The following is a 21,659-nucleotide window of genomic DNA, read 5'->3' as shown; positions in this document are numbered from 1 at the left end:
GTACTCGATACTGAAGTATAGTCTCGCGGCCCCGTTACGGGTTATGCCTGGTAGGTGGCGAGCCAAGCTAACGACTTTCGCCAACCTGATGATTAGTCTGCGCCGCTACATCACTGGCAGGTTCGGACTAGCCGAACCTGCCAGTGATGTAGTCTTCCGTCGCCTTTTGCTTGGGCTTGATGAAGATGGTGTCGGTGCGGTCGAACTCGATGAGTTCGCCCAGGTACATGTAGGCGGTGAAATCCGACACGCGCGCGGCCTGTTGCATGTTGTGTGTGACGATGAGAATGGTGAGCTTGCTCTTCAAATCGGCGATGAGTTCCTCGATGCTGGCGGTGGCGATGGGGTCCAGCGCGGAGGTGGGTTCGTCGAAGAGCAGAATTTCCGGATCGGTCGCCAAGGCGCGCGCGATGCACAGGCGCTGTTGCTGGCCGCCGGAGAGGTTGAAGGCCAGGTCCTTCAAGCGGTGCTTCACCTCCTCCCACAGAGCCGCTCCGCGCAGCGCTTGCTCCACCTTGTCGTCCAAGGTGGTGACGCGCTTTTCTCCGCGTACCCGCAATCCGTAGGCAACGTTTTCGTAGATGGATTTGGGGAAGGGGTTGGGTTTTTGAAACACCATGCTAATGCGCATGCGCACTTCGATGGGATCTACCTGTGCGTGAAGCAAGTTGGTGTTGTCGGGGTAGAGCCGGATCTCGCCGCCGTATTTGTTCCCGGGGTAAAGATCGTGCATGCGGTTGAAGCAACGCAGATAGGTGGATTTTCCGCAGCCCGACGGCCCGATCAAGGCGGTGACTTTATTCTCGTACAAGGGCATGGAAATACCCTTCAAGGCATGGAAAGCGCCATAGTGAAACTCCAGCGACTTCGCTTCCGCCTTGAGCGTGAGCACTTCATTCTTTGCTTCAGTCGTTTTTGGCATGGCTTACCACTTGATGTTCTTTCTGAGACGGTAGCGAATGTAGATCGCCAAACCGTTCATCGATAGCGTCATGACGAGCAAGACTAATCCTGCCGCCGCGGCGTTTTGATGAAAGGCCGGATCGGGGCGCGAGGTCCAGTTGAACATCTGTATGGGCATCACGGTGAAGGGTGCGTAGAGCCAGTCGAAGGATAGGAAAGGAAATTCTGGCTTCACCGGCGAAGGCGGCAAGAACGCTATGAAGGTCAGCGCGCCGATGGTGAGGATGGGCGCGGTTTCGCCGATTGCTCTGGCCATGCCGATGATCACGCCGGTGAGCACGCCCGGCGTGGAGTAGCGCAACACGTGGTCCCACGTCGTCTGCCACTTGGTGGCCCCCACGGCATAGGCCGCCTCGCGAATGGCCGAGGGAATGGAACGGATGGCCTCGCGCGTGGCCACGATGACGATCGGTAGGATGAGGAGCGCCAAGGTCAATCCCGCCGATAAGATGCTTTGGCCGAATCCGAGCGCGTAAACGAATAGGCCCAAGGCGAGCAATCCGTAGACGATGGAAGGCACGCCCGCCAGGTTCGTGATGTTGATTTCTATGAGCCCCGTAATCCAATGTTTGCGTGCGTACTCTTCCAGGTAGACAGCGGCGGCGACTCCCACGGGAACGGCGGCGCAGGCCGTGACGAGCATGACAAGGGTGGTGCCCACCCACGCCGACATAATCCCCGCTTGTCCCGCCCGGCGCGAAGGAAAGTGGGTGAAGAAATCCAAGCTCAATCTCGATGCCCCCGCCGACGCCATCTCGATGGCCAGGGCAAGGAACGTCGCGGCCGCGATGGCGAGGCACAACAGCCCGATGGCGGCGAAGATGACGTCCCAGCGCTTATGGCGCGCGATGAGGTCGCGAATTTCTTGTAGATTTCTTTGCGGCTCCATGGCGGCTAATATACTTGGCGGTAGCGCTTGCGCAGCCAGTGGCCGAGCATGTTGAACAAGAGCGTGAGCAACATCAAGGTTAATCCGGCGGCAAATATGGTTTGATACCCAATGCTGCCGTGAGGCAGATCGCCCAGCGCCACCTGCACGATATAGGAGGTGATGGTAGCCGCGGGCTCCGCTGGATTCCAGGTCAAGTTCGGTTGCATGCCCGCCGCGACCGCCAATATCATAGTCTCGCCCACTGCCCGCGATATTCCAAGAATGTATGCGGCCGTGATCCCCGACAAGGCAGCGGGCGCAACCACTCGCACCGCCGTCTGAAAGCGCGTGGCGCCCATGGCGTAGGAGCCCTCGCGCATGCTCATGGGGACCGCGCGCATGGCATCCTCGCTCACCGAGCTGACGTAGGGAATGATCATGATCCCCATCACCAGCCCGGCCGAAAGCATGTTGAAGCCCGGCAATCCCGGAAAAAATTTTTGCAGCAAGGGAGTGACGAAAATCAAGGCGAAGTAGCCATACACCACCGTGGGCACCCCGCTCAGCAATTCCAGCAAGGGCTTCGCCGCCTCACGCAGGGAAAAGGGTGCGAACTCCGAGAGATAGATGGCGATGATGGTTCCAATGGGTATGGCCACCAACAGCGCCACCGCCGAACTCACCAAGGTGCCAGAGAGCAGGACCATGATGCCGTAGTGGGCATCGTCGAATAGCGGGGTCCACTGGCTATCGGTCATAAAATCCCAGAGCGAGACCTTCTGGAAAAATCCAACGGATTCGGAAATCAGAATGTAGACGATACCGGTGGTCACCAGGACCGAAAAAGCGGCACAAAGAAAGAGCAGTACCTCGATCCCCGTCTCGCGCATGTGACGGCTCTTGCGCCTGGCCAGGCGGTGGCTGATGGAATGCGCGGAGGAGACGGCGGGCAATGGGATAACCGGCGCGAGAGTGTCGTTGTGGGTGAGCGTACGCACGGTTAGTTTAGCGGAGCGTAGACCCCAATGGCATTAGGGCCTGGGAAATAGGGGCCATGGTCTGTTGACTTCGGGCCCCTCCGATTCGCGGGCGGCGAACGTAAAGAACTACAGCTTGGCCTCGAGCTTCATGAGATCTTCGATGGTAAGGCCCACCTTGTTCTCGCCGCCGAATTTCGTCCCGGCTTTCTTGCCGTTGAGATGTTCGATATTGTAATCGTAAGCCTTCTTCGGTAACGCCACGTATTTCACCTCCGCCACCAAGGCCACCGCGTTCTTCATGTAGTACTCGACGAACTGCTTGACTTCGGGCCGCTCGTAGCCCTTGGCGCTGATATAGATGAAGATGGGCCGGGACAAGGGTTGATACGTGCCGTTCACCGCGCTCTCGACAGAGGGTTCCACACCGGGCCTGCCGAGAGCCGGCGAAACCGCCACGGCCTTGAGTTTGTCCTGGTTCTCGGCATAGTAGGCGTAGCCTAAGTAACCCAATGCGTTGATGTCCCGTGACACGCCTTGCACCAGGACGTTGTCATCCTCGCTCGCGGTGTAATCTCCGCGGCTGGATTTGGCCTTGCCGACGACCGCCTCGGTGAAGTAATCGAAGGTTCCGGAGTCCGCACCGGCGCCAAAGAGCTTGATGGGCTGGTCCGGCCAGGCGGGATTGATTTGCTTCCACTTGGTGATCTTGCCTTGGGCGGCGGGCTCCCACAGTTTCTTGAGTTCGGCCACCGTCATGGTCTTCAAGAATGCATTCCGCGGATTCATGACCACGGTGAGAGCATCATAGGCCACGGGCAACTCGTAATAGGCAATTCCGGCGGCCTTGCAGATTTCCATCTCGGATTTGAGGATGGGACGCGAGGCGTTCGAGATATCGGTTTCACCCCGGCAGAATTTCTTGAATCCCCCGCCGGTACCGGAAATACCAACGGTCACGCGCATCTTGCCCTTGGTGGCGCGCTGAAAGTCTTCCGCGACGGCCTCTGTGATGGGAAAAACGGTGCTCGATCCATCCACTTTGACCAATTGTGCATAGGCACCGGCGGCGTTGAGCGCCAGCACGCACGTGGCGGCCATCCCTCGTAGAAAACCTTTCATGGAGTATCCATCCTTTAGAGTATAGAACCGGGCGGATTCTAGAAGTCGAATGTGACACTTTCATGTCATCCATGCGCCGAAAGGACTACGGCTAGGACTAGGGCGGCTTAGGCCGCCTCAGCAACCTCCTTGACCGTGGCGGCGATTCCTTCCGCCAGCGTGCGCACCAAAGGCCCTGGCTCGCCTTCCACCATGACGCGTAGGACAGGCTCTGTTCCCGAGGGCCGGAGCAGTACCCTGCCTTTGCCGTTGAGTTGGCTTTCCGCGTCCTTGACCGCCGCCTGCACACGCGGATGGGTGCGTAACTCGGAGCGCACCGCCATGCGCACGTTGAGCAGCACCTGAGGGTACATGGTGAGATCCGCTGTAAGTTCGGGTAAGGCCGTTCCCATGGCCCGCATCGCAAACAGCACTTGCAAGGCCGCCACGATTCCATCGCCCGTGGTATGTTTATCCAGGCAGATGATGTGGCCGGAATTCTCCCCGCCTACTTCCCAGCCCGCTTCGTGGAGTTTCTCCAGCACATAACGATCTCCCACGGAGGCGCGCTTGAAGGGCACTCCCATGCGCCCCAAGGCGTGCTCGAATCCCAGGTTGGTCATCAGCGTCCCGACGATGCCCCCTTTCAAGGTTCCAGCGGCCTTTCGATGACGCGCGATAATGTAAAGCAATTCGTCACCATAGTAGAGCTTGCCCTGCTGGTCGGCGAATATCAGGCGGTCGCCATCGCCATCCAAGGCTAGCCCTATATCGGCGCCATGGGTGCGAACCGCCTCTGCCATGGCCTGGGGATGCACGGCGCCACAATTCTGGTTGATATTCATTCCATCGGGCTGTGTCCCAATTTCGATGACTTCAGCCCCCAACTCATGCAATACGTGGGGTGCGATGTGGTAGCAGGCGCCATGGGCGCAATCCACCACGATCTTGAGACCACGCAAGTTCTGGTTGGAGGGGAAAGTGCTCTTGCAAAATTCGATGTAGCGGCCCGCGGCGTCGCGCAGGCGCCAAACCTTTCCCAGTTGCGCGGAGGGAGACACCGAAAGGGTCTGGCAAAGTCCGTCCTCGATTTCGGCCTCCACGGCGTCGGTAAGCTTGTCGCCGCTGGCGGAGAAGAATTTGATGCCGTTGTCTTCAAAGGGATTGTGCGAGGCGCTGATGACGATGCCCGCCGATAGCCTAAGGGCCCGCGTCAGATAGGCCACGGCCGGTGTAGGCATCGGGCCCGCCAAGTGCACGTCGACACCGGCCGCCGAGAGGCCTGCCTCCAAGGCCGCCTCCAGCATGTAGCCCGAAATCCGCGTGTCCTTGCCTATGACCACGGCGGAGTGCTGCCCGGCCGGGCGGATTTCCTTTCTCGCCAGCACCTTGCCGGCGGCGTAACCCAAGCGCATCACGAAATCGGGGGTGATGGGCGATTCGCCTACGCGCCCGCGCACGCCGTCCGTACCGAAATATTTTCTAGTCGAGGTAATTGTCTGGGTCCTCCAAAACCTTGATCATCAATAGGGCGTCGCGCGTTTCAGCGATGTCGTGAACTCTCAAAATGGATGCTCCTCGCTGCACCGCCAGCACCGCCGCCGCGAGGCTTGCCGCCAAACGTCCCGGCCGAGGCCTCCCAGTGACAGCGCCCAACAAGGACTTGCGCGACAGTCCCGCCAGCACTGGATAACCCAAACCGGCGATTGCGTCGAGATCGCGCAACAGCGCCAAGTTGTGCCGTGATCGCTTACCGAATCCAAAACCGGGGTCGAGCACAATCCTGTCGTGCCCAATCCCCGCACTCTCCGCCTCCCTGGCGCGCTCCGATAGAAACTCGGCCACCTCGCCCACCACGTTGTCGTAACTCGGCGCGTGCTGCATGGTTCGCGGATCGCCCTGCATATGCATAAGGCATACCGCCACGGAAGCGTTGCTGGCCGCCTCCATGGTGCCGCGGGTGCGCAACGCGCTGATGTCGTTAATCATCGACGCGCCTACATCGATGGCACGGCGCATGATCTCGGGTTTGACGGTATCCACCGAGATGGGGACACCGATGTCGCGCAACCCCGTGAGCACGGGAAGCAAGCGCATCCATTCTTCTTCCAGGGGCACGGGCTCGGCACCGGGCCGCGAAGATTCGCCACCCAGGTCAACGATCGCGGCCCCTTGGCTCGCCAACTCTTGCGCATGGGCGATGGCCTTGCCCGCATCGAGATAACTGCCGCCATCGGAAAAGGAGTCGGGCGTGACATTCACGATGCCCATGATGAGGGGTTGGGCAAGAGACAGATGGAAGCGCCCGCAGCGCAAGGTTCTAGCGGAGCCAGGAACGACAAGGGGCGGCACCGCCGCCCCTTCACTGCTCATCCCCACGGATCCTATTTCGCTTCGGGCGCCGGGCTGGCGAGCGGCGCGCTGGCACTGGGAGTGGAATCCGGTGGCGGCGAAGGCGGGGTCACGGGCTTAGGCGCTCGCGGCGGACGGCCCGCCACGATGTCGTTGATTTGGTCGGCATCGATGGTTTCCCACTCAAGAAGCGCGGCGGCCATCGCCTCCACTTTGTCGCGGTTATCTTCGATGAGCCGGCGCGCCTGGGCGTATTGCTCGTCGATCACACGGCGAATCTCGGAATCCACTTTTTGCAAGGTGGCTTCAGAAACATTCTTATGGGTGGTGATGGAGCGGCCGAGAAAGACCTCGCCTTCATTTTCCCCATAGACCATGGTGCCCAGAGCTGGCGACATGCCCCACTCGGTGACCATCCGGCGGGCCAAGTCGGTAGCCCTGCGGAAATCGTCCGAGGCGCCGTTGGTCATTTGATTCATGAATAACTCTTCCGCGATACGGCCCGCCAGCATCATGGAGATGCGCTGCAGCAAATAATCCCGGTCATAGCTGTAACGGTCCCGCTCAGGCAGCGACATGGTCACTCCCAGGGCGCGCCCCCGGGGAATGATGGTGACCTTGTGCACCGGATCGCACTTGGGCAGGAGCTTGCCCACCAGGGCATGCCCAGACTCATGATAGGCGGTGTTCTTCTTCTCCTCGTCGTCCATCACCATGGTGCGGCGCTCGGCACCCATGATGATCTTGTCCTTGGCGTGCTCGAAATCTTCCATGTCCACCAGGCGCTTATTGCCGCGGGCGGCAAAAAGCGCGGCTTCGTTCACCAAGTTAGCCAGGTCGGCACCGGAAAAGCCGGGCGTGCCACGAGCCAATTGATCGGCGCGCACGTCGGGCGCAACTGGCACCTTGCGCATATGCACGTTGAGAATTTGTTCGCGCCCGCGAATATCGGGAAGAAGCACCACCACCTGCCGGTCGAAGCGGCCCGGGCGAAGCAGAGCGGGGTCAAGCACATCGGGCCGGTTGGTGGCCGCGATCACGATAACGCCCGAAGTACCTTCAAAACCATCCATCTCCACCAGCAACTGGTTGAGTGTCTGCTCGCGTTCGTCGTTACCCCCGCCCAACCCAGCTCCGCGCTGCCGGCCCACGGCATCGATTTCGTCGATGAACACGATACAGGGAGCCTGCTTCTTGGCTTGCTCGAACATGTCGCGTACGCGCGCCGCGCCCACTCCGACGAACATCTCGACGAAATCCGACCCGGATATGCTGAAGAAGGGAACCTTGGCTTCGCCAGCGATGGCTCGCGCCAGCAACGTCTTACCGGTACCGGGAGAACCCACCATCAACACCCCGCGCGGGATTCGCCCCCCCAGCTTCTGAAACTTGCTGGGGTCCTTGAGAAAATCGACCAATTCCTTGACTTCCTCCTTGGCCTCTTCGCACCCGGCAACATCGGCGAAAGTCACAGTGTTGTTGGATTCATCCAGCATGCGCGCCCGGCTCTTGCCGAAGGAGAAAGCACCTCCCCGCCCGCCACCTTGCATCTGTCGCATGAAGAATATCCACACGCCGATCAGCAACAGCATGGGGAACCAAGACACGAAGATCTGTAGCAAGATGGATTGCTCTTCCTCCGGTTTGGCCTCGATCTTGACCCCGGCCTTGAGAAGATCGCTCACCATCCACAGGTCGGGGGCGGCATAGGTGACGAACTTTTCCCCGTTCGTCGTCTGGAATTTGAGGATCTTGCCCTCGATGGTGACGCGATCCACGTGGCCTTGCTTCACCTCATCGATAAACTGGGAGTAGGTGATTTGCTTGTGGCTGGGAGCCCGGCCGCTGAACTGGTTAAACACAGTCATGAGCACCAAGGCGATGACCAACCAGATGGCGATATTCTTCACGAGATTATTCAAGACAAGCTCTCCATGTCGTGCCCAAAGACGAATTCGAGGGCAGATTCATTGTAATCGGATTCAACCGGACTGGCCTTCAGGAAATTTTCGTGAGCGCCTCCTGGCGTAACCCACGGCCGACAAGATAGGTTTCCTTGCTCTCCGAGCGCGAAGCTTTCGGCTTTCGCACCCCTGCGGTCTTGAAGGTTGCCATCATTTGTCTGCGTAGCGCCTCGAAATGTTCCCCCTGAAATACCTTGACCAGGAAGGCCCCTCCGGGTTTAAGATGTGCCTTCGCGAATTCGATGGCCAGCTCCGCCAGATGCGCGGAGCGCGCTTGGTCCACCGATTCCACCCCGCTTATGTTGGGCGCCATATCGGAAAGAACAAGGTCCGCACGGGCCCCGTTCAGTAATTGTTGGAGGGATTGCAGGCCTTCATCACGGGTGAAGTCCCCGTGGATGAACTCCACCTGGATGATGGGCTCCATGGGCAGACAATCGATTGCGATCACACGGCCACCCGCGCCCACTTGTTTTACCAGCCATTGCGACCACCCTCCGGGCGCGGCGCCTAAGTCCACCACCACCAAGCCGGGCTTGAGCAAACGATCCTTTTCGGCGATCTCGGCGAGTTTGTAGACCGCGCGCGAGCGATAACCGTCCTTGCGCGCCTGCCGCACAAAAGCATCGGTCACGTGCATGTGCATCCAAGCTTTGCTAGTTTTGTTGCGTCCCATCTTCTAGAATTGCCCCATGAAGGCACTCACACCCGCGGAACGCCAGCACCTCAAGGGCGAGGCCCACCAGCTCAATCCCGTGGTACTGATCGGTAGCGACGGATTGACTCCCGCCGTCTTGAAGGAAATCGATCTTTCCTTGAAAGCCCATGAATTGATGAAAATCAAGGCCGCGAGCGGGGACCGCGCGGACTGCGAACGCTGGCTCGCGCAAATCTGCTCGGATCTTGGCGCCCAAGCGGTGCAACATATCGGCAAGACCCTGGTTATTTATCGAGAAAACCCGGCTAAGAAGGTGCCGGCGCCAAAACCCGAGCCCAAGGCCGGGAAACCTCGCAAGACCAAAGGCAAGGTTCCCAGCAAGCCTGCGCGTAAACCCTCCGCCGGCCGGCGTTCGTCCTAGCCGGCGTTCGTACTAGATTACACGCCGCTGTAGCAACACCAAGCCTAACCCCAGCAGACTTTGCAGCAGGAAAAGGACGCTGGCCACACCGTGCCACATGGCGAAACGGTCTCGAAACAAACTCTCCATCACTTGCCGTGGCAACGCCTGCTGCCTCAATGCCGATAGTAGCGGTTGAACGCCGAATTGCCCGGCGAAGGTTAGCACCAACATCAAGATGACGATCCAGAAGAATCCCTGCCGGAATGCGCTCAAGCCCACGGCCGCCAGGCGATACACGATGAGATAAAGCCCGCAGGCCAGCCCCGCGTACGCGAGGTAAGCAAACAGATGCCCGGCCAGCGTCCCCGCCAAGGCCCGGTCCGGAAGATGATGGAACAACGCGGGTGCGGCCAAGTATCCGATGGCCCATAGGCCGCCCACCCAGGCAGTTACGCAGATCCAATGCAAGCTGGCTGCAAATCTACTCATGAGTCATCGTTGGGTTTCGCTGCGCTCTACCCAACCTACATTTCCCTCGCCTCACGCCTCACGCCTCCCGCCTCACAGATACTTCACATCCAGGATTTCATAGGACCGGATACCCCCAGGGGCAACCACCTCGGCTACTTCGCCGGAAGATTTTCCAATCAGAGCGCGCGCTAGCGGAGAGGTGATGGAAATCTTGCTCTGCTTGATGTCCGCCTCGTCTTCGCCCACGATCTGGTAGGTGACGATGTCCTCGTTTTCTTGGTCCTGCAATTCCACCGTCGAGCCAAACACGCAACGGCCGTCCGCATCTAAATGGGCGGGATCGATGATCTGCGCGTTGGCGAGCTTGCTTTCGATTTCCGCGATGCGGCCTTCGATGAAACTTTGCTTCTCCTTGGCGGCGTCGTATTCGGCGTTCTCCGACAAATCGCCTTGGGCGCGCGCCTCCTGTATGGCTTGAATCACCTTCGGCCGCTCCACGGACTTGAGCTGCTGAAGCTCCTTGCGCAGCAAATTGGCGCCATGAGCCGTGAGTGGAATCTTGCGCATCTTGTCCTCCGAGATTAATTGACTGCCAGCAGCTTGTGCAAGGCTTGCAAGGAATAGGGGGTGAGTTCTTGCATGTGGCGCATGCCCTGGCAAGCCGCGCTGGCACCCGCCACCGTGGTGTAGTAGGTCACGCGCGCTTGCAACGCCGAACGGCGGATGGAATAGGAAGCCTCCACGGCGGATTTGCGCTCTTCCACCGTATTCACGATCATGGCTATGCCGCCGTTCTTGATCATGTCCACGATATGCGGCCGGCCCTCGGCCACCTTGTTCACGATGGCGACCTTCAGGCCCGCGCCCGCGAACACCGCGCCGGTACCGCGCGTGGCCACCAGTTCAAAACCCAATTCCACCAAGGCGCGCGCGACATCGAGTGTCTTGGCCTTGTCGGCATCGCGCACGCTCAGAAAAACTTTTCCCGACGTGGGTAACTTCACACCGGCGGCCAGCTGCGATTTGTAGAAGGCCTCCGCGAAGTTTTGTCCCACCCCCATCACCTCGCCCGTGGATTTCATTTCGGGGCCGAGGATGGTATCCACGCCCGGGAATTTGATGAAGGGAAACACCGCTTCCTTCACGCAGTAATAAGGCGGGATTACTTCGCGTGTCGTACCCTGTTGCGCCAGCGTCTTGCCTACCATGCAGCGAGCGGCGATTTTCGCCAGCGGGAGGCCGGTGGCCTTGGAAACGAAGGGCACGGTACGCGAAGCCCGCGGATTGACTTCCAGCACGTAGACCACGCCGTTCTGAATGGCGAACTGCGCGTTCATCAAGCCCACGACATTGAGCCCGCGCGCCATGGCGATGGTCTGGCGGCGCAATTCGTTCTGTATCTCGGGCGTCAGACTAAAGGGCGGCAGCGAACAGGCGGAATCTCCCGAGTGCACGCCCGCTTGCTCGATGTGCTCCATGATGCCACCGATCAACACATCCTTGCCATCGCAGATCGCATCGACATCCACTTCTATCGCGTCGTTCAAGTAACGGTCCAGCAACACGGGCGAATCGTTGGAAACTTTCACCGCCTCGCGCATGTAGCGTTCGAGATCCTTCGCTTCGTGCACGATCTCCATTGCGCGCCCGCCCAGCACGTAGCTCGGCCGCACCACCAAGGGATAGCCGATCTCCTCGGCCATGCGCAAGGCGCCGGGCTCGTTGCGCGCCGTGCGGTTAGGGGGCTGGCGTAAGTCCAGATCCACCAGCAGTTTCTGGAAACGCTCGCGATCCTCCGCCGCGTCGATCATGTCCGGAGTCGTCCCGATGATGGGCACACCGTTGGCTTCGAGATCGCGCGCCAGCTTGAGGGGTGTTTGCCCGCCGTATTGCACCACCACGCCCGCCGGTTTCTCGACGGCTATTATTTCCAGCACGTCTTCCAGCGTCAGCGGCTCGAAATACAAACGGTCCGAGGTATCGTAGTCGGTGGAAACCGTTTCCGGATTGCAGTTGACCATGATGGTTTCGTAACCATCTTCGCGTAGCGCCAGCGCGGCGTGCACGCAGCAGTAATCGAACTCGATGCCTTGGCCGATGCGGTTCGGCCCGCCGCCCAGCACCATGATCTTCTTGCGATTCGTGGGCCGCGCCTCGCATTCCTCTTCGTAGGTGGAATACATGTAAGCGGTGCTGGTGTCGAATTCCGCGGCACACGTATCCACGCGCTTGTAGACGGGGCGCACACCGAGGGCGTGGCGGCGCTGCCGCACTTCGGTCTGCGCTGCACCCAGCAATTTCGCCAAGCGCCGGTCCGCGAAACCCATGCGCTTCAATTGGCGCATGACATCCGCGCTCAAATCCGCCAAGCGCGCTCCGCGCAGACGCTGTTCCGCTTGAATAATCTCTTCGATCTGCACCAGGAACCACGGATCGATGTGGGAGATGGCGTGGATCTCCTCCACGGACATCCCCACGCGGAAAGCATCGCCCACGTACCACAGGCGGTGAGGTCCGGGATCGGCCAGCTCGCGCTCGATCTGATCGCGGTCTTGGGTCATCTCGTCGAAGCCTTCCACGCCTGTTTCCAAACCACGCAGCGCTTTTTGCAAGGATTCTTGCAGCGTGCGGCCCATGGCCATGACCTCGCCCACGGATTTCATCTGAGTGGTGAGCCGGTCGTTGGCCCGCGGGAATTTCTCGAAAGCGAAGCGCGGCACCTTGGTCACCACGTAATCGATGGTGGGTTCGAAGGACGCCGGTGTGGCGCCGCCAGTGATGTCGTTCTTCAATTCGTCGAGCGTATAACCCACGGCCAGCTTCGCCGCCACCTTGGCAATGGGGAAGCCCGTGGCCTTGGAGGCCAAGGCGGATGAGCGCGACACGCGCGGATTCATCTCGATCACTACCATGCGCCCGTCGCGCGGGTTGATGGCGAACTGCACGTTCGACCCCCCTGTATCCACGCCGATCTCGCGCAGCACCGCAATGGAAGCATCGCGCATGATCTGGTATTCCTTGTCGGTGAGCGTTTGCGCGGGCGCCACCGTGATGGAGTCGCCCGTATGCACACCCATGGCGTCGAGGTTCTCGATGGAGCACACGATGATGCAGTTGTCCTTGCGGTCGCGCACCACTTCCATCTCGAACTCTTTCCAGCCGATGACGGATTCTTCCACCAGCAACTGCTTGGTGGGCGAGGCTTGGAAGCCGCGTTCGCAAATGGTGGCGAACTCTTCCTTGTTGTAGGCGATCCCTCCGCCGCTGCCGCCGAGGGTAAAAGAGGGCCGGATCACCACGGGAAAGCCCAGTTCGGCTTGCGCCCGCGACGCCTCCTCCATATCGTGAGCCAGAATGGAACGTGGCGACTGCAATCCGATGCGCGTCATGGCCGCCTTGAATTTTTCGCGGTCTTCGGCCTTGTCGATGGCCTCGCTGGTGGCGCCGATCATCTCCACCCCATAGCGCTCCAGCACGCCGTTGCGCGCCAGATCCAAGGCGCAGTTGAGCGCCGTCTGGCCGCCCATGGTGGGCAACACGGCATCGGGCCGCTCCTGCGCGATGACCCGCTCCACCATCTGCCAAGTGATGGGCTCGATGTAGGTCGCATCGGCGGTCTCGGGGTCCGTCATGATCGTGGCCGGGTTGGAATTCACCAGAACGATCCGGTAACCCTCCTCCCGCAGGGCCTTGCAGGCCTGCGCTCCGGAATAGTCGAACTCGCAGGCTTGGCCGATGACGATGGGGCCGGCGCCGATGATGAGGATGGTTTGGAGATCGGTGCGTCTAGGCATCGTATTCGTGAGGCGTGAGGCGTGAGGCGTGAGGCGGAAAACCGGTGCGGCGCCAGGCCCTACTCCGATCGCCTATCGCCTCACCCATGTTTCTTCTCCATCATCCGCACGAACTTGTCGAAGAGGTAACCGACGTCGTGGGGCCCTGGGCTCGCTTCGGGGTGGCCTTGGAAACAAAAAGCCGGCTTGTCGGTGCGCTCGAAGCCTTGCAGGCTGCCATCGAAGAGCGACACGTGGGTGACGCGCGCATTCGCGAGCAATGTGGCTTGATCCACCGCGAAGCCGTGGTTCTGGCTGGTGATCATCACACGGCCCGTGTCCAGATCCTGCACCGGATGATTCGCGCCGTGATGGCCGAACTTCATTTTCAAGGTTTTAGCGCCGCTTGCGAGGCCCAGCAGTTGATGGCCCAGGCAGATACCGAAAATCGGAATGTTCCGCTCAAGCAGCTCGCGGATGGCACGTATGGCGTAGTCGCAAGGCTCGGGGTCGCCCGGGCCGTTGGATAGAAAAATCCCGTCAGGCTTGTGCGCCAGGGCGTCCTTCGCGCTGGATTGCGCGGGCAGCACCGTAACGCGGCAACCGCGAGATGCGAGCATGCGCAGGATATTGCGCTTGACGCCGTAGTCGAAGGCTACGACGTGGTGCTTGGGGGCGCTTTGCCTACCGTAGCCGGAATCAAGTGACCACTGCGTCGCGTTCCACTCGTAGGCCGACTCGCTCGACACCACTTTCGCCAAGTCCATCCCCGCAAGCCCAGGAAAACCCCGCGCCTTACGCAGCGCCTCGGTTTCGTCCACCTTCCCCGTCATAAGACAGCCGCCCTGCGCGCCCTTATCACGCAACACTCGCGTGAGCTTGCGTGTATCGATGCCCGCGATGCCAGGAACGCCTTGAGCCTTCAGGTACTCCGAAAGGGATTGCGTCATCCGCCAATTGCTCGCCCGTCTCGGCAAATCCCGAATCGCCAAGCCCGCGGCGTAGACCTTGGATGCCTCCATGTCCTCCGGATTAATCCCAACGTTCCCGATATGGGGATAGGTCAGCGTGACGATCTGGCGGGCATAAGACGGATCCGTCAAGATCTCCTGGTAACCCGTCATCGCCGTGTTGAACACCACTTCGCCCGCGCTGGCGGTTTCCGCGCCCATGGAAATACCCCGAAACAGCGTGCCGTCGGCAAGCGCAAGGAGGGCGGGGGCGTGCGTAATCAAGGCGTCTCGTTAGGGGGCGAAAACAAAGGGCGTAATAAAACGGGGCGCGTTTGCACGGGCCCCGCTGGTTGAGGTTGGATTCTAACCGCCCGCGCCCGAGCAGGGCAAGCGGCGCGGGAGATCTTCCCGAACTGGGCGCGCGGCTAGCGGGCCCTGATCCTCTTCACCAGAGCGGCCGAGGTCAGGAGCTCGATCTGGGCCTCCATCAAGGCAATGCGCTCATTACTAGCCTTGGTGAATGCCAACGCGTCATCAATGCTCGCGCCTGACCGTTCCGCCGCGGCTTTCGCCGCGTCGGCGAGCGCCTCCAGTTCGCTCCCAGCTTCCTCCGATTCGTATGCAAATGCACCACGGCGCATCATTCCTGGGTAATAGCATGGATCCGTGCGTATTCCGGCAGGCTGGTGTGGGGTCGAGGGTTCTGTCATTATCACATCCCCCCCATTACTCTTCGCCCATCATGGCCCGCGGTAGGGGCCAATCCTTGCCTCTTGCATCCTCAGAGATTTCGGAAGTCAAAAGCATTGACCACGGAATACACTGAACACACGGACGAGGCGTAAAACAACCAAGAAATTTCCGTGTGTTCCGTGGTCAGAGGGTTTAGGAAGCAAGGGTTTCAACGGCGGTTGTCTTTAGGCTCTCCAGCGTAAATGCTCAGAACCTGTACCCCACCTGCAATCCTCCGCCGTTACTATCGACGGATACACCGGTGAGTTTCTCCTTGTACTTGAGTGAAGTGAACCTCAAGCCCTAGTAAATGTCCTGCCCCGATTCCTTTCCGGAGAAAAGATAATCCGCCTGAAGGACGAGGCCCGCCGCGTTATCGAACTGGATATCGAGGTTGCTGGCAACGCCGCTGCCTTTTGCCCTCGGTGAGAGATGACATATTAGCCTGCCTCCCAGGCGCACTCTCGAAAAGCGGTAGAAACCCATAACGTCCAGGGGAATTCGGCTCCACGTCACATCGCCGTTGCTGGCATTGGTGAAATGGAACTTGTAAGACAGGGTGGTTTCGATCTCGAAGGATTTGCTCTCGTTTAGGAAGGATGCGCCTCCCCCCAAGGAAAACCCGTCGTGTGCCTTGACGTTCTTGGTCGAACCGTCCGTGAAGACAAGCGTAAACAGTTTGTCTCCCCCGAACTCGGCCCCCGCCTTCAGCACCGGCCGCAAATCCACTGCCTGCGCGCACGTCCAACTGGCCATACCGGCCAGCAATAACGCCCATCTTCTCGCTGTTTTCATGCTCGTCTCCTCCCTATGTATGGTTGGTTCGCCCAGCGCGTGGACACTCTGACAAACGGACCAGCCTTAGTCAGCCTTTAAGCGACAAGACGTCATGCATGTCGTAGAGCCCTGGGTTGCGGTTCGAGAGCCAGACGGCGGCACGTAGCGCTCCCTGCGCGAAGGTGGTGCGGGAAGACGCTTTGTGAGTGATTTCGATGCGCTCGCCGGTACCGGCAAAAAGGGCGGTGTGATCGCCCACGATATCGCCACCACGGATAGTGGCGAAGCCGATGGTCTTGGTGTTGCGCTCGCCGGTCACGCCCTCGCGGCCGTAGACGGCCACGTCGGCGAGGTTGCGCTGGAGCGCCTTGGCGAGTACTTCACCCATGCGCAGGGCCGTGCCCGAGGGCGCATCCACTTTGTGGCGGTGGTGAGCTTCGATCACTTCCACGTCGTAGTCGTCTCCCAAGGCTTGTGCCGCCACTTCAAGAAGCCGCAGCAACACGTTGACCCCCACGCTCATGTTGGGCGCGAACACGATGGGAATGCTGCGCGCGCCTTCGGCCAAGCGGTGTTTTTGTTCGGTGTTGAAACCGGTGGTACCGATGACCATGCTCACGCCCTGGCGCACACAGGCGTCAAGGTGGGCCAAGGTGCCATCGGGACGGGTGAAATCGATCAATACACCGGCACCCTTCACGGTGGCCTCGATATCCGCCGAGACGCTCACTGCGCAGCGCTGGCCAAGGGCTTCTCCAGCGTCGTGCCCAATGACCGGGCTGTCGCCGCGATCCAACGCTCCGTGCAAGGTCATGCCGGGATTTTGTTGCACGCCCTCGATCAACGCGCGCCCCATGCGCCCTGACGCACCCGCGACGACTACCTTGATCATGTTCGTCACCCGCCCATGCGTGAATTGTTTTCCGGTAGCGCCGATTTTCCATCCCCTCCACCGGACAAGGGCGTGGCATCCCCTTCCAAGCGGCGCAAGCGCTCGCCTTCGAAGATCACCGTCACCCGGCGCGAGGCCTTCAGTTTTCCGTTCGGACGATCCATGTAAGCGTAATCCCAACGCTCGGGATGAAAAGGATCGGTCACCAAGGGCGTACCCAGAACATAACGCACTTGGGACTTGGTCATGCCGGTCTTGAGTTTGGCCAGCATGGCCTGGTCGACATAGTTACCTTGCTGCACGTCGATTTTGTGCGGCACGAGGAAGCAACCACCGAGCGGGAAACCCATGGCGCAGAGTAACGACAAGCGAACGAATACATGCATGGAATGATGCCAAGAAAAAGTTGAGCACGGCCGCGCGCGAATTCATCTCGCGAGCATTTGCGCGGAGAACCCATTATGATACGCAATCACAGTCCCGCCGGATTTTCGCTTCCATGAGCAAGCCGCCCCACGATTTGAAGACCAGTGGTCTCAAAGTCACGCTCCCCCGGTTGAAGATTCTCGATTTGTTCGAGGGTTCGGCCACCCGCCATATGACGGCGGAGGACGTTTACAAGCTGATGCTGAAGGAGGGCGTGGACATCGGCTTGGCCACGATCTACCGGGTGCTCACCCAGTTCGAGCATGCGGGCATCCTCATCCGCCACCGTTTCGAGGCGGGCAAGGCGGTATTCGAACTGAACGAAGGCGGGCACCACGACCACCTGGTGTGCGTGCAATGCGGTCATGTGGAAGAGTTCTTCGACGCCGAGATCGAAAAGCGCCAAACCAAGGTCGCCAAGGACCGCGGATTTCTGATCCAGGAGCACTCGCTGCAAATATTTGCCACGTGCACCAAAACCGGTTGCTCCCACCGCAAGCCGTAGCTAGTGAGCGAAGCACTACACTACCCCGCCAGCGTGCCGATCATCTCCGCGGCATGTTTGCGGGTGGTTGCGGTGATCTTGACACCGCCCAGCATCCGCGCCACCTCTTCCACCCGCTCGCCCTCGCTCAGGGTTTGAACCGCGCTGCGGATTCCGTTCGTGCTTTCTTGCTTGAATACCCGCCATTGTGTGTTCGCCGCCGCCGCCACCTGTGGCAGATGAGTCACGCACATGACCTGCCGCGTGGCCCCAAGATCGCGCATCATGCGCCCCACGATTTCCGCGACACCGCCCCCTATCCCAGCATCGACTTCGTCGAAAATCAAAGTGGGTACATCGGCCACCTGGCTGGTCACGGTTTGAATCGCGAGACTGATACGCGATAGCTCTCCGCCCGAAGCCACTTTTCCCAAACTGCGCGGCGTGCCGCCGCTGTGCGTGGCCACCATGAATTCGATTCGCTCCAAACCGTGGCTGGCGGGCTCATCCAGCGCTTCCAAGCACACCTCGATGGCACTGCCCGCCATGGACAGCTGCTGGAGATGTTGCGTCACGCGCTGAGAGAGTAGTTGGGCGGCCGCCGCGCGCTTCGTGCTCAGTTCCTTCGCCAGAATCGTGAAGGTTTCCTTGGCTTGCGCTTCCTTCTTGGCCAACGCCTCATGATCTCCGGCCAAGGCCAGGGTGCTCAATTTCTCTTCAAGCTCCACGAGCGTGCTCGCGAGTTGCGCGGGCCGCACGCGAAATTTGCGCGCGGTGGCGTGCAATGCCAGAATGCGGCTCTCCACCTCGGACAGCCGTTGCGGATCGATGTCCAAACGGTCACGATAATGCCGCAGTGCGTGGACTGCCTCTTGAAGTTGAATCCGCCCGGATTCCACCAATTCCAAGGAAGGCTTCAGAGCGGGATCGATTTGCGCGGCGGCTTCCAACTTGTGCGTCACCCCGCGCAATGTACCCAGCACGGTCGCCTCTGCCTCCGACAGGATGGATAAGCTCTCCTGCGCGGTTTCGATGAGTCCCGCGCAATTCGCCAAGCGCCGGTGCTCGGCATCGAGTTCATCCCACTCGGTGGCGCTCACCTTCAGGCCCTTGAGTTCCAGCACTTGGTCTTCCACTTCCTCGCGCTCGCGCTTCAAGCTGGCGGCGTTCTTTTCAAAACTATCCCGCGCGGCGCGCAGCGCCTGCCAGGAACGATAGGCTTGAGCCACACCGGCCGCCAGCTTGGTGGCGCCCGCGAAACCATCCACCAGCGTGCGCTGGGCTTCGCGCCGCAGCAACGACTGATGCATATGCTGGCCGTGAATATCCACCAGCGATTCTCCAATTTCCTTGAGTTGCTGCAAGGTGCCCGGCCTGCCATTCACATAAGCCCGGCTGCGGCCCGCGCGTTCGAGCACACGGCGCAGAACGAGTTGGTTACCGTCGTCCAGATCTTGCGCCTTGAGCGCCTCGCGCAGTTGGGGCCGTTGCGAAAGGTCGAATTCGGCGCTGATCTCCGCCTTTTGCGCCCCTTCTCGCACCCACTCGGTGTCGCTGCGCTCGCCCAGCACCAAGGACAGGGCATCCACCAATAGGGACTTGCCAGCTCCGGTTTCACCGGTGAGCACGGTAAACCCGCCGGCAAACCCCAGCTCGAGCTTGTCTACGATGACGAAATCGCGAATGTGCAGGGCGCGCAACATACTCCTAAGCCGGCAGAGCCGGAACCAAAGCGGATGCACTCGCCTCGGCAACAAGCATGTTACGAACAAGGGGAGAGACCCTATCCCCCAGAAGGAACAAGGGGTGATCCCCTTGTTGAGCCCCCCAAACCAGAGTGCCGCGCATCGAAAATTTCTCCAAATCCGTCACCACTGAATCCGCAAGAGACTACAGCACTTCGCTCCAATGCAGCTTCTGGCGCAGCATGTGATAGTAGCTATGACCACGCGGATGCAACAGGCGAACCGGGCGCTCGTAACGGCGCAAGACGATGCGGTCCCCAGGTTCCAGCACGAGGTGGGAGTGGCTGTCGAAATGCACGCGCGAATCCGGGCAATGGTGCATCAAGATTTCGATCACGCTCTCGCTGGAGATGACGATGGGCCGGTTGCCAAGGGCGTGCGGGCACACCGGAACCAGGGCGATCACACTGAGCGCGGGGTGAAGGATGGGCCCGCTGGCCGACAAAGCGTAGGCAGTCGACCCCGTGGGAGTGGCGACGATCAGGCCGTCGGCGCGCAGGTAGTAGACGAATTGGCCGTCGATCCTCACCTCCAGCTCGATGAGGCCGCCCTCGGCCCCCTTGCTCACGCTGGCATCGTTGAAGGCCAGCAACCGGTTCAAGGATTGCTCGCCTCGAAACACCTCGGTGTCCAGTAGCATCCTGGGTTCCACCACGAAGTGGCCGTCTAGAATCTCCGCGATGGTTTCGGACATAGAATCGATCGAAATGTCCGTCAAGAACCCTAGACGCCCCTGGTTGACGCCCACCAAGGCCACGTCGTGCGGGGCCAGCGCACGCGCGATGTTAAGCATGGTACCGTCTCCCCCGATAACGATGGCAAGCGTGGCCACCGTGCCGATCTCCTCCAGGGGAATCACCTCGATGCCGTCGCGCCCGATATGGGCGGCGGTCAGCGAGTCCACCACGACCCGAACACCACGGGAGCGTAGAAACTGGGCGAGTTCAAGCAAGGGCCCGGCGATCTCCGGGCTTTTATACTTTCCAATGAGGGCGATGGTTTGGAAGGAACTGGGCATGTGTATGCGATGGTCTAAGTCGCAACGAGTAGAATTTCCCGCATTATGAATGACAAAGCTCTCCTAAGCGAACGCGCCCAAGCGCTACTGAAGACTCTCGTCGAACGCTACATCGCCGAGGGCGAACCCGTGGGATCCAGAACGCTCTCCAAATTCTCCGGCCTGGACTTGAGCGCCGCCAGCATCCGCAACACCATGGCGGACCTGGAGGAGATGGGGTTCGTGGCGAGTCCCCACACCTCCTCGGGCCGCATTCCCACGCCTCGCGGGTACCGGCTGTTCGTGGACTGCCTGCTCACCGTCAAGCCGCTGGACCGTGCTGAACTGAACCATCTCGAGCACCAACTGCAGCCCGACAGCACGCAAAGGCTCGTCCAGTCCGCCTCCCATTTGCTCTCCGCGCTCACGCAGTTCGCCGGCGTGGTCATGACACCCAAACGCAAGAACACGCGGGTGCGCCACATCGAGTTTCTGCGGCTGGCGGAAAAGCGCATCTTGCTCATCATGGTGACCTCCGAAGGCGACGTGCAAAACCGGGTGGTGCTCACGGAGCGCGCCTACAGCAACTCGGAGCTGGTGGAGGCCAGCAACTTCCTGGCGCAGAACTACGCCGGCCTCACCTTCGAGGAAATGAAGCTGCGCCTGCGCGGCGAATTAAAGCGTTTGCGCGACGACATGACCCAATTGCTCTCCAGCGCCCTGGAAGCGGGCGATGACCCCACCGACCAGAAGGGCGAGGATTATGTATTGTCCGGCGAGCACAATTTGCTGCACGTCCAGGATCTTTCCTCCAACGTGACCAGTCTGCGCAAGCTCTTCGACCTCTTCGAGCACCGCACTGGCCTGTTGCAATTGCTCGACGCTGGCGGCCGCGCGCAAGGCATCCAGATCTACATCGGCGGAGAATCCGGTCTCGTACCGCTCGACGAATGCGCGGTCATCACGGCGCCCTACACGGTGGATGGCGAAGTGCTGGGAACCGTGGGCGTCATCGGGCCCACCCGCATGGCCTACGACCGGGTGATCCCCATCGTGGAGATCACCGCCAAGCTGCTGTCGAGCGCCATGGCGAGCCAGCGCGCGCGATCTCTGGAGTAAG

General features: G+C 60.3%; 20 protein-coding genes and 1 pseudogene. 3 read left to right on the top strand and 18 right to left on the bottom strand.

Annotated elements, in window-relative coordinates; all coding sequences use genetic code 11:
• Window positions 1-127: 127 nt before the first annotated feature.
• From pstB to EXR36_01520, 8 genes are all read right to left on the bottom strand, one after another.
• Window positions 128-922, bottom strand: a complete 795-nt coding sequence (pstB, locus tag EXR36_01555) for a phosphate ABC transporter ATP-binding protein (protein MSQ58359.1) — start codon at window positions 920-922, stop codon at window positions 128-130.
• 3 nt (window positions 923-925) lie between these two features.
• Window positions 926-1,852, bottom strand: a complete 927-nt coding sequence (pstA, locus tag EXR36_01550; GenBank protein MSQ58358.1) for a phosphate ABC transporter permease PstA — start codon at window positions 1,850-1,852, stop codon at window positions 926-928.
• Window positions 1,853-1,857: 5 nt separating this feature from the next.
• On the bottom strand, window positions 1,858-2,724 hold the full coding sequence (pstC, locus tag EXR36_01545; protein ID MSQ58357.1) for a phosphate ABC transporter permease subunit PstC: 867 nt from the start codon (window positions 2,722-2,724) through the stop codon (window positions 1,858-1,860).
• Between the two features lie 216 nt (window positions 2,725-2,940).
• Window positions 2,941-3,933, bottom strand: a complete 993-nt coding sequence (locus EXR36_01540) for a PstS family phosphate ABC transporter substrate-binding protein (protein ID MSQ58356.1) — start codon at window positions 3,931-3,933, stop codon at window positions 2,941-2,943.
• 107 nt (window positions 3,934-4,040) lie between these two features.
• Complete coding sequence (locus EXR36_01535) at window positions 4,041-5,408, bottom strand: phosphoglucosamine mutase (GenBank protein MSQ58355.1); 1,368 nt, start codon at window positions 5,406-5,408, stop codon at window positions 4,041-4,043.
• Complete coding sequence (gene folP, locus EXR36_01530) at window positions 5,395-6,285, bottom strand: dihydropteroate synthase (GenBank protein ID MSQ58354.1); 891 nt, start codon at window positions 6,283-6,285, stop codon at window positions 5,395-5,397. The genes EXR36_01535 and folP overlap by 14 nt, the downstream gene beginning before the upstream one ends.
• Window positions 6,286-6,296: 11 nt before the next feature.
• Complete coding sequence (locus EXR36_01525; GenBank protein MSQ58353.1) at window positions 6,297-8,186, bottom strand: ATP-dependent metallopeptidase FtsH/Yme1/Tma family protein; 1,890 nt, start codon at window positions 8,184-8,186, stop codon at window positions 6,297-6,299.
• 76 nt (window positions 8,187-8,262) lie between these two features.
• Complete coding sequence (locus EXR36_01520; GenBank protein MSQ58352.1) at window positions 8,263-8,904, bottom strand: RlmE family RNA methyltransferase; 642 nt, start codon at window positions 8,902-8,904, stop codon at window positions 8,263-8,265.
• 16 nt (window positions 8,905-8,920) lie between these two features.
• Between EXR36_01520 and EXR36_01515 the strand changes: the two genes are divergently transcribed.
• Window positions 8,921-9,307, top strand: a complete 387-nt coding sequence (locus EXR36_01515) for a YhbY family RNA-binding protein (GenBank protein MSQ58351.1) — start codon at window positions 8,921-8,923, stop codon at window positions 9,305-9,307.
• 12 nt (window positions 9,308-9,319) lie between these two features.
• Here EXR36_01515 and EXR36_01510 read toward each other — a convergent pair whose 3' ends face one another.
• From EXR36_01510 to EXR36_01475, 8 genes and pseudogenes are all read right to left on the bottom strand, one after another.
• A complete protein-coding gene (locus tag EXR36_01510) occupies window positions 9,320-9,778 on the bottom strand; it encodes a DUF4149 domain-containing protein (protein MSQ58350.1) in 459 nt (152 codons plus the stop codon).
• Window positions 9,779-9,850: 72 nt separating this feature from the next.
• Complete coding sequence (gene greA / locus EXR36_01505) at window positions 9,851-10,327, bottom strand: transcription elongation factor GreA (GenBank protein ID MSQ58349.1); 477 nt, start codon at window positions 10,325-10,327, stop codon at window positions 9,851-9,853.
• A gap of 14 nt (window positions 10,328-10,341) precedes the next feature.
• A complete protein-coding gene (carB, locus tag EXR36_01500; GenBank protein ID MSQ58348.1) occupies window positions 10,342-13,554 on the bottom strand; it encodes a carbamoyl-phosphate synthase large subunit in 3,213 nt (1,070 codons plus the stop codon).
• An 80-nt stretch (window positions 13,555-13,634) separates the two neighbouring features.
• A complete protein-coding gene (carA, locus tag EXR36_01495) occupies window positions 13,635-14,768 on the bottom strand; it encodes a carbamoyl-phosphate synthase small subunit (protein ID MSQ58347.1) in 1,134 nt (377 codons plus the stop codon).
• 143 nt (window positions 14,769-14,911) lie between these two features.
• Window positions 14,912-15,130, bottom strand: a pseudogene (locus EXR36_01490) (hypothetical protein).
• Between the two features lie 391 nt (window positions 15,131-15,521).
• Window positions 15,522-16,013, bottom strand: coding sequence for a hypothetical protein (locus tag EXR36_01485; GenBank protein ID MSQ58346.1), 492 nt, complete (start codon window positions 16,011-16,013; stop codon window positions 15,522-15,524).
• Between the two features lie 70 nt (window positions 16,014-16,083).
• Window positions 16,084-16,887, bottom strand: a complete 804-nt coding sequence (locus EXR36_01480) for a 4-hydroxy-tetrahydrodipicolinate reductase (protein ID MSQ58345.1) — start codon at window positions 16,885-16,887, stop codon at window positions 16,084-16,086.
• 5 nt (window positions 16,888-16,892) lie between these two features.
• Window positions 16,893-17,273: an outer membrane protein assembly factor BamE gene (locus tag EXR36_01475; protein MSQ58344.1), complete on the bottom strand. Its 381-nt coding sequence runs from the start codon at window positions 17,271-17,273 to the stop codon at window positions 16,893-16,895.
• Between the two features lie 113 nt (window positions 17,274-17,386).
• Here EXR36_01475 and fur point away from each other — a divergent pair, with 113 nt between their 5' ends.
• Entirely contained in the window at window positions 17,387-17,818 is a 432-nt protein-coding gene (gene fur / locus EXR36_01470) for a ferric iron uptake transcriptional regulator (protein ID MSQ58343.1), read from the top strand.
• A gap of 20 nt (window positions 17,819-17,838) precedes the next feature.
• On the opposite strand, the gene recN is transcribed toward fur, so the two are convergent.
• Complete coding sequence (recN, locus tag EXR36_01465) at window positions 17,839-19,500, bottom strand: DNA repair protein RecN (GenBank protein MSQ58342.1); 1,662 nt, start codon at window positions 19,498-19,500, stop codon at window positions 17,839-17,841.
• Window positions 19,501-19,687: 187 nt separating this feature from the next.
• On the bottom strand, window positions 19,688-20,560 hold the full coding sequence (locus tag EXR36_01460) for an NAD kinase (GenBank protein ID MSQ58341.1): 873 nt from the start codon (window positions 20,558-20,560) through the stop codon (window positions 19,688-19,690).
• A gap of 45 nt (window positions 20,561-20,605) precedes the next feature.
• Between EXR36_01460 and hrcA the strand changes: the two genes are divergently transcribed.
• A complete protein-coding gene (gene hrcA, locus EXR36_01455; GenBank protein MSQ58340.1) occupies window positions 20,606-21,658 on the top strand; it encodes a heat-inducible transcriptional repressor HrcA in 1,053 nt (350 codons plus the stop codon).
• Window position 21,659: the final 1 nt, after the last annotated feature.

It is taken from the genome of Betaproteobacteria bacterium (assembly GCA_009693245.1).
Classification (GTDB): Bacteria; Pseudomonadota; Gammaproteobacteria; order Burkholderiales; family SHXO01; genus SHXO01.
This window is presented reverse-complemented; position numbering and strand designations above follow the sequence as displayed.

Bases quoted from the DNA above. Each gene is read 5' to 3' on its own strand.
- folP (MSQ58354.1), bottom strand. From the start codon at position 6,285: ATGAGCAGTGAAGGGGCGGCGGTGCCGCCCCTTGTCGTTCCTGGCTCC.
- EXR36_01480 (MSQ58345.1), bottom strand. From the start codon at position 16,887: ATGATCAAGGTAGTCGTCGCGGGTGCGTCAGGGCGCATGGGGCGCGCG.
- EXR36_01540 (MSQ58356.1), bottom strand. From the start codon at position 3,933: ATGAAAGGTTTTCTACGAGGGATGGCCGCCACGTGCGTGCTGGCGCTC.
- pstC (MSQ58357.1), bottom strand. From the start codon at position 2,724: ATGCGCGAGACGGGGATCGAGGTACTGCTCTTTCTTTGTGCCGCTTTT.
- greA (MSQ58349.1), bottom strand. From the start codon at position 10,327: ATGCGCAAGATTCCACTCACGGCTCATGGCGCCAATTTGCTGCGCAAG.
- EXR36_01475 (MSQ58344.1), bottom strand. From the start codon at position 17,273: ATGCATGTATTCGTTCGCTTGTCGTTACTCTGCGCCATGGGTTTCCCG.
- EXR36_01520 (MSQ58352.1), bottom strand. From the start codon at position 8,904: ATGGGACGCAACAAAACTAGCAAAGCTTGGATGCACATGCACGTGACC.
- fur (MSQ58343.1), top strand. From the start codon at position 17,387: ATGAGCAAGCCGCCCCACGATTTGAAGACCAGTGGTCTCAAAGTCACG.
- hrcA (MSQ58340.1), top strand. From the start codon at position 20,606: ATGAATGACAAAGCTCTCCTAAGCGAACGCGCCCAAGCGCTACTGAAG.
- pstB (MSQ58359.1), bottom strand. From the start codon at position 922: ATGCCAAAAACGACTGAAGCAAAGAATGAAGTGCTCACGCTCAAGGCG.
- EXR36_01485 (MSQ58346.1), bottom strand. From the start codon at position 16,013: ATGAAAACAGCGAGAAGATGGGCGTTATTGCTGGCCGGTATGGCCAGT.
- EXR36_01510 (MSQ58350.1), bottom strand. From the start codon at position 9,778: ATGAGTAGATTTGCAGCCAGCTTGCATTGGATCTGCGTAACTGCCTGG.
- EXR36_01460 (MSQ58341.1), bottom strand. From the start codon at position 20,560: ATGCCCAGTTCCTTCCAAACCATCGCCCTCATTGGAAAGTATAAAAGC.
- pstA (MSQ58358.1), bottom strand. From the start codon at position 1,852: ATGGAGCCGCAAAGAAATCTACAAGAAATTCGCGACCTCATCGCGCGC.
- EXR36_01515 (MSQ58351.1), top strand. From the start codon at position 8,921: ATGAAGGCACTCACACCCGCGGAACGCCAGCACCTCAAGGGCGAGGCC.
- recN (MSQ58342.1), bottom strand. From the start codon at position 19,500: ATGTTGCGCGCCCTGCACATTCGCGATTTCGTCATCGTAGACAAGCTC.
- carB (MSQ58348.1), bottom strand. From the start codon at position 13,554: ATGCCTAGACGCACCGATCTCCAAACCATCCTCATCATCGGCGCCGGC.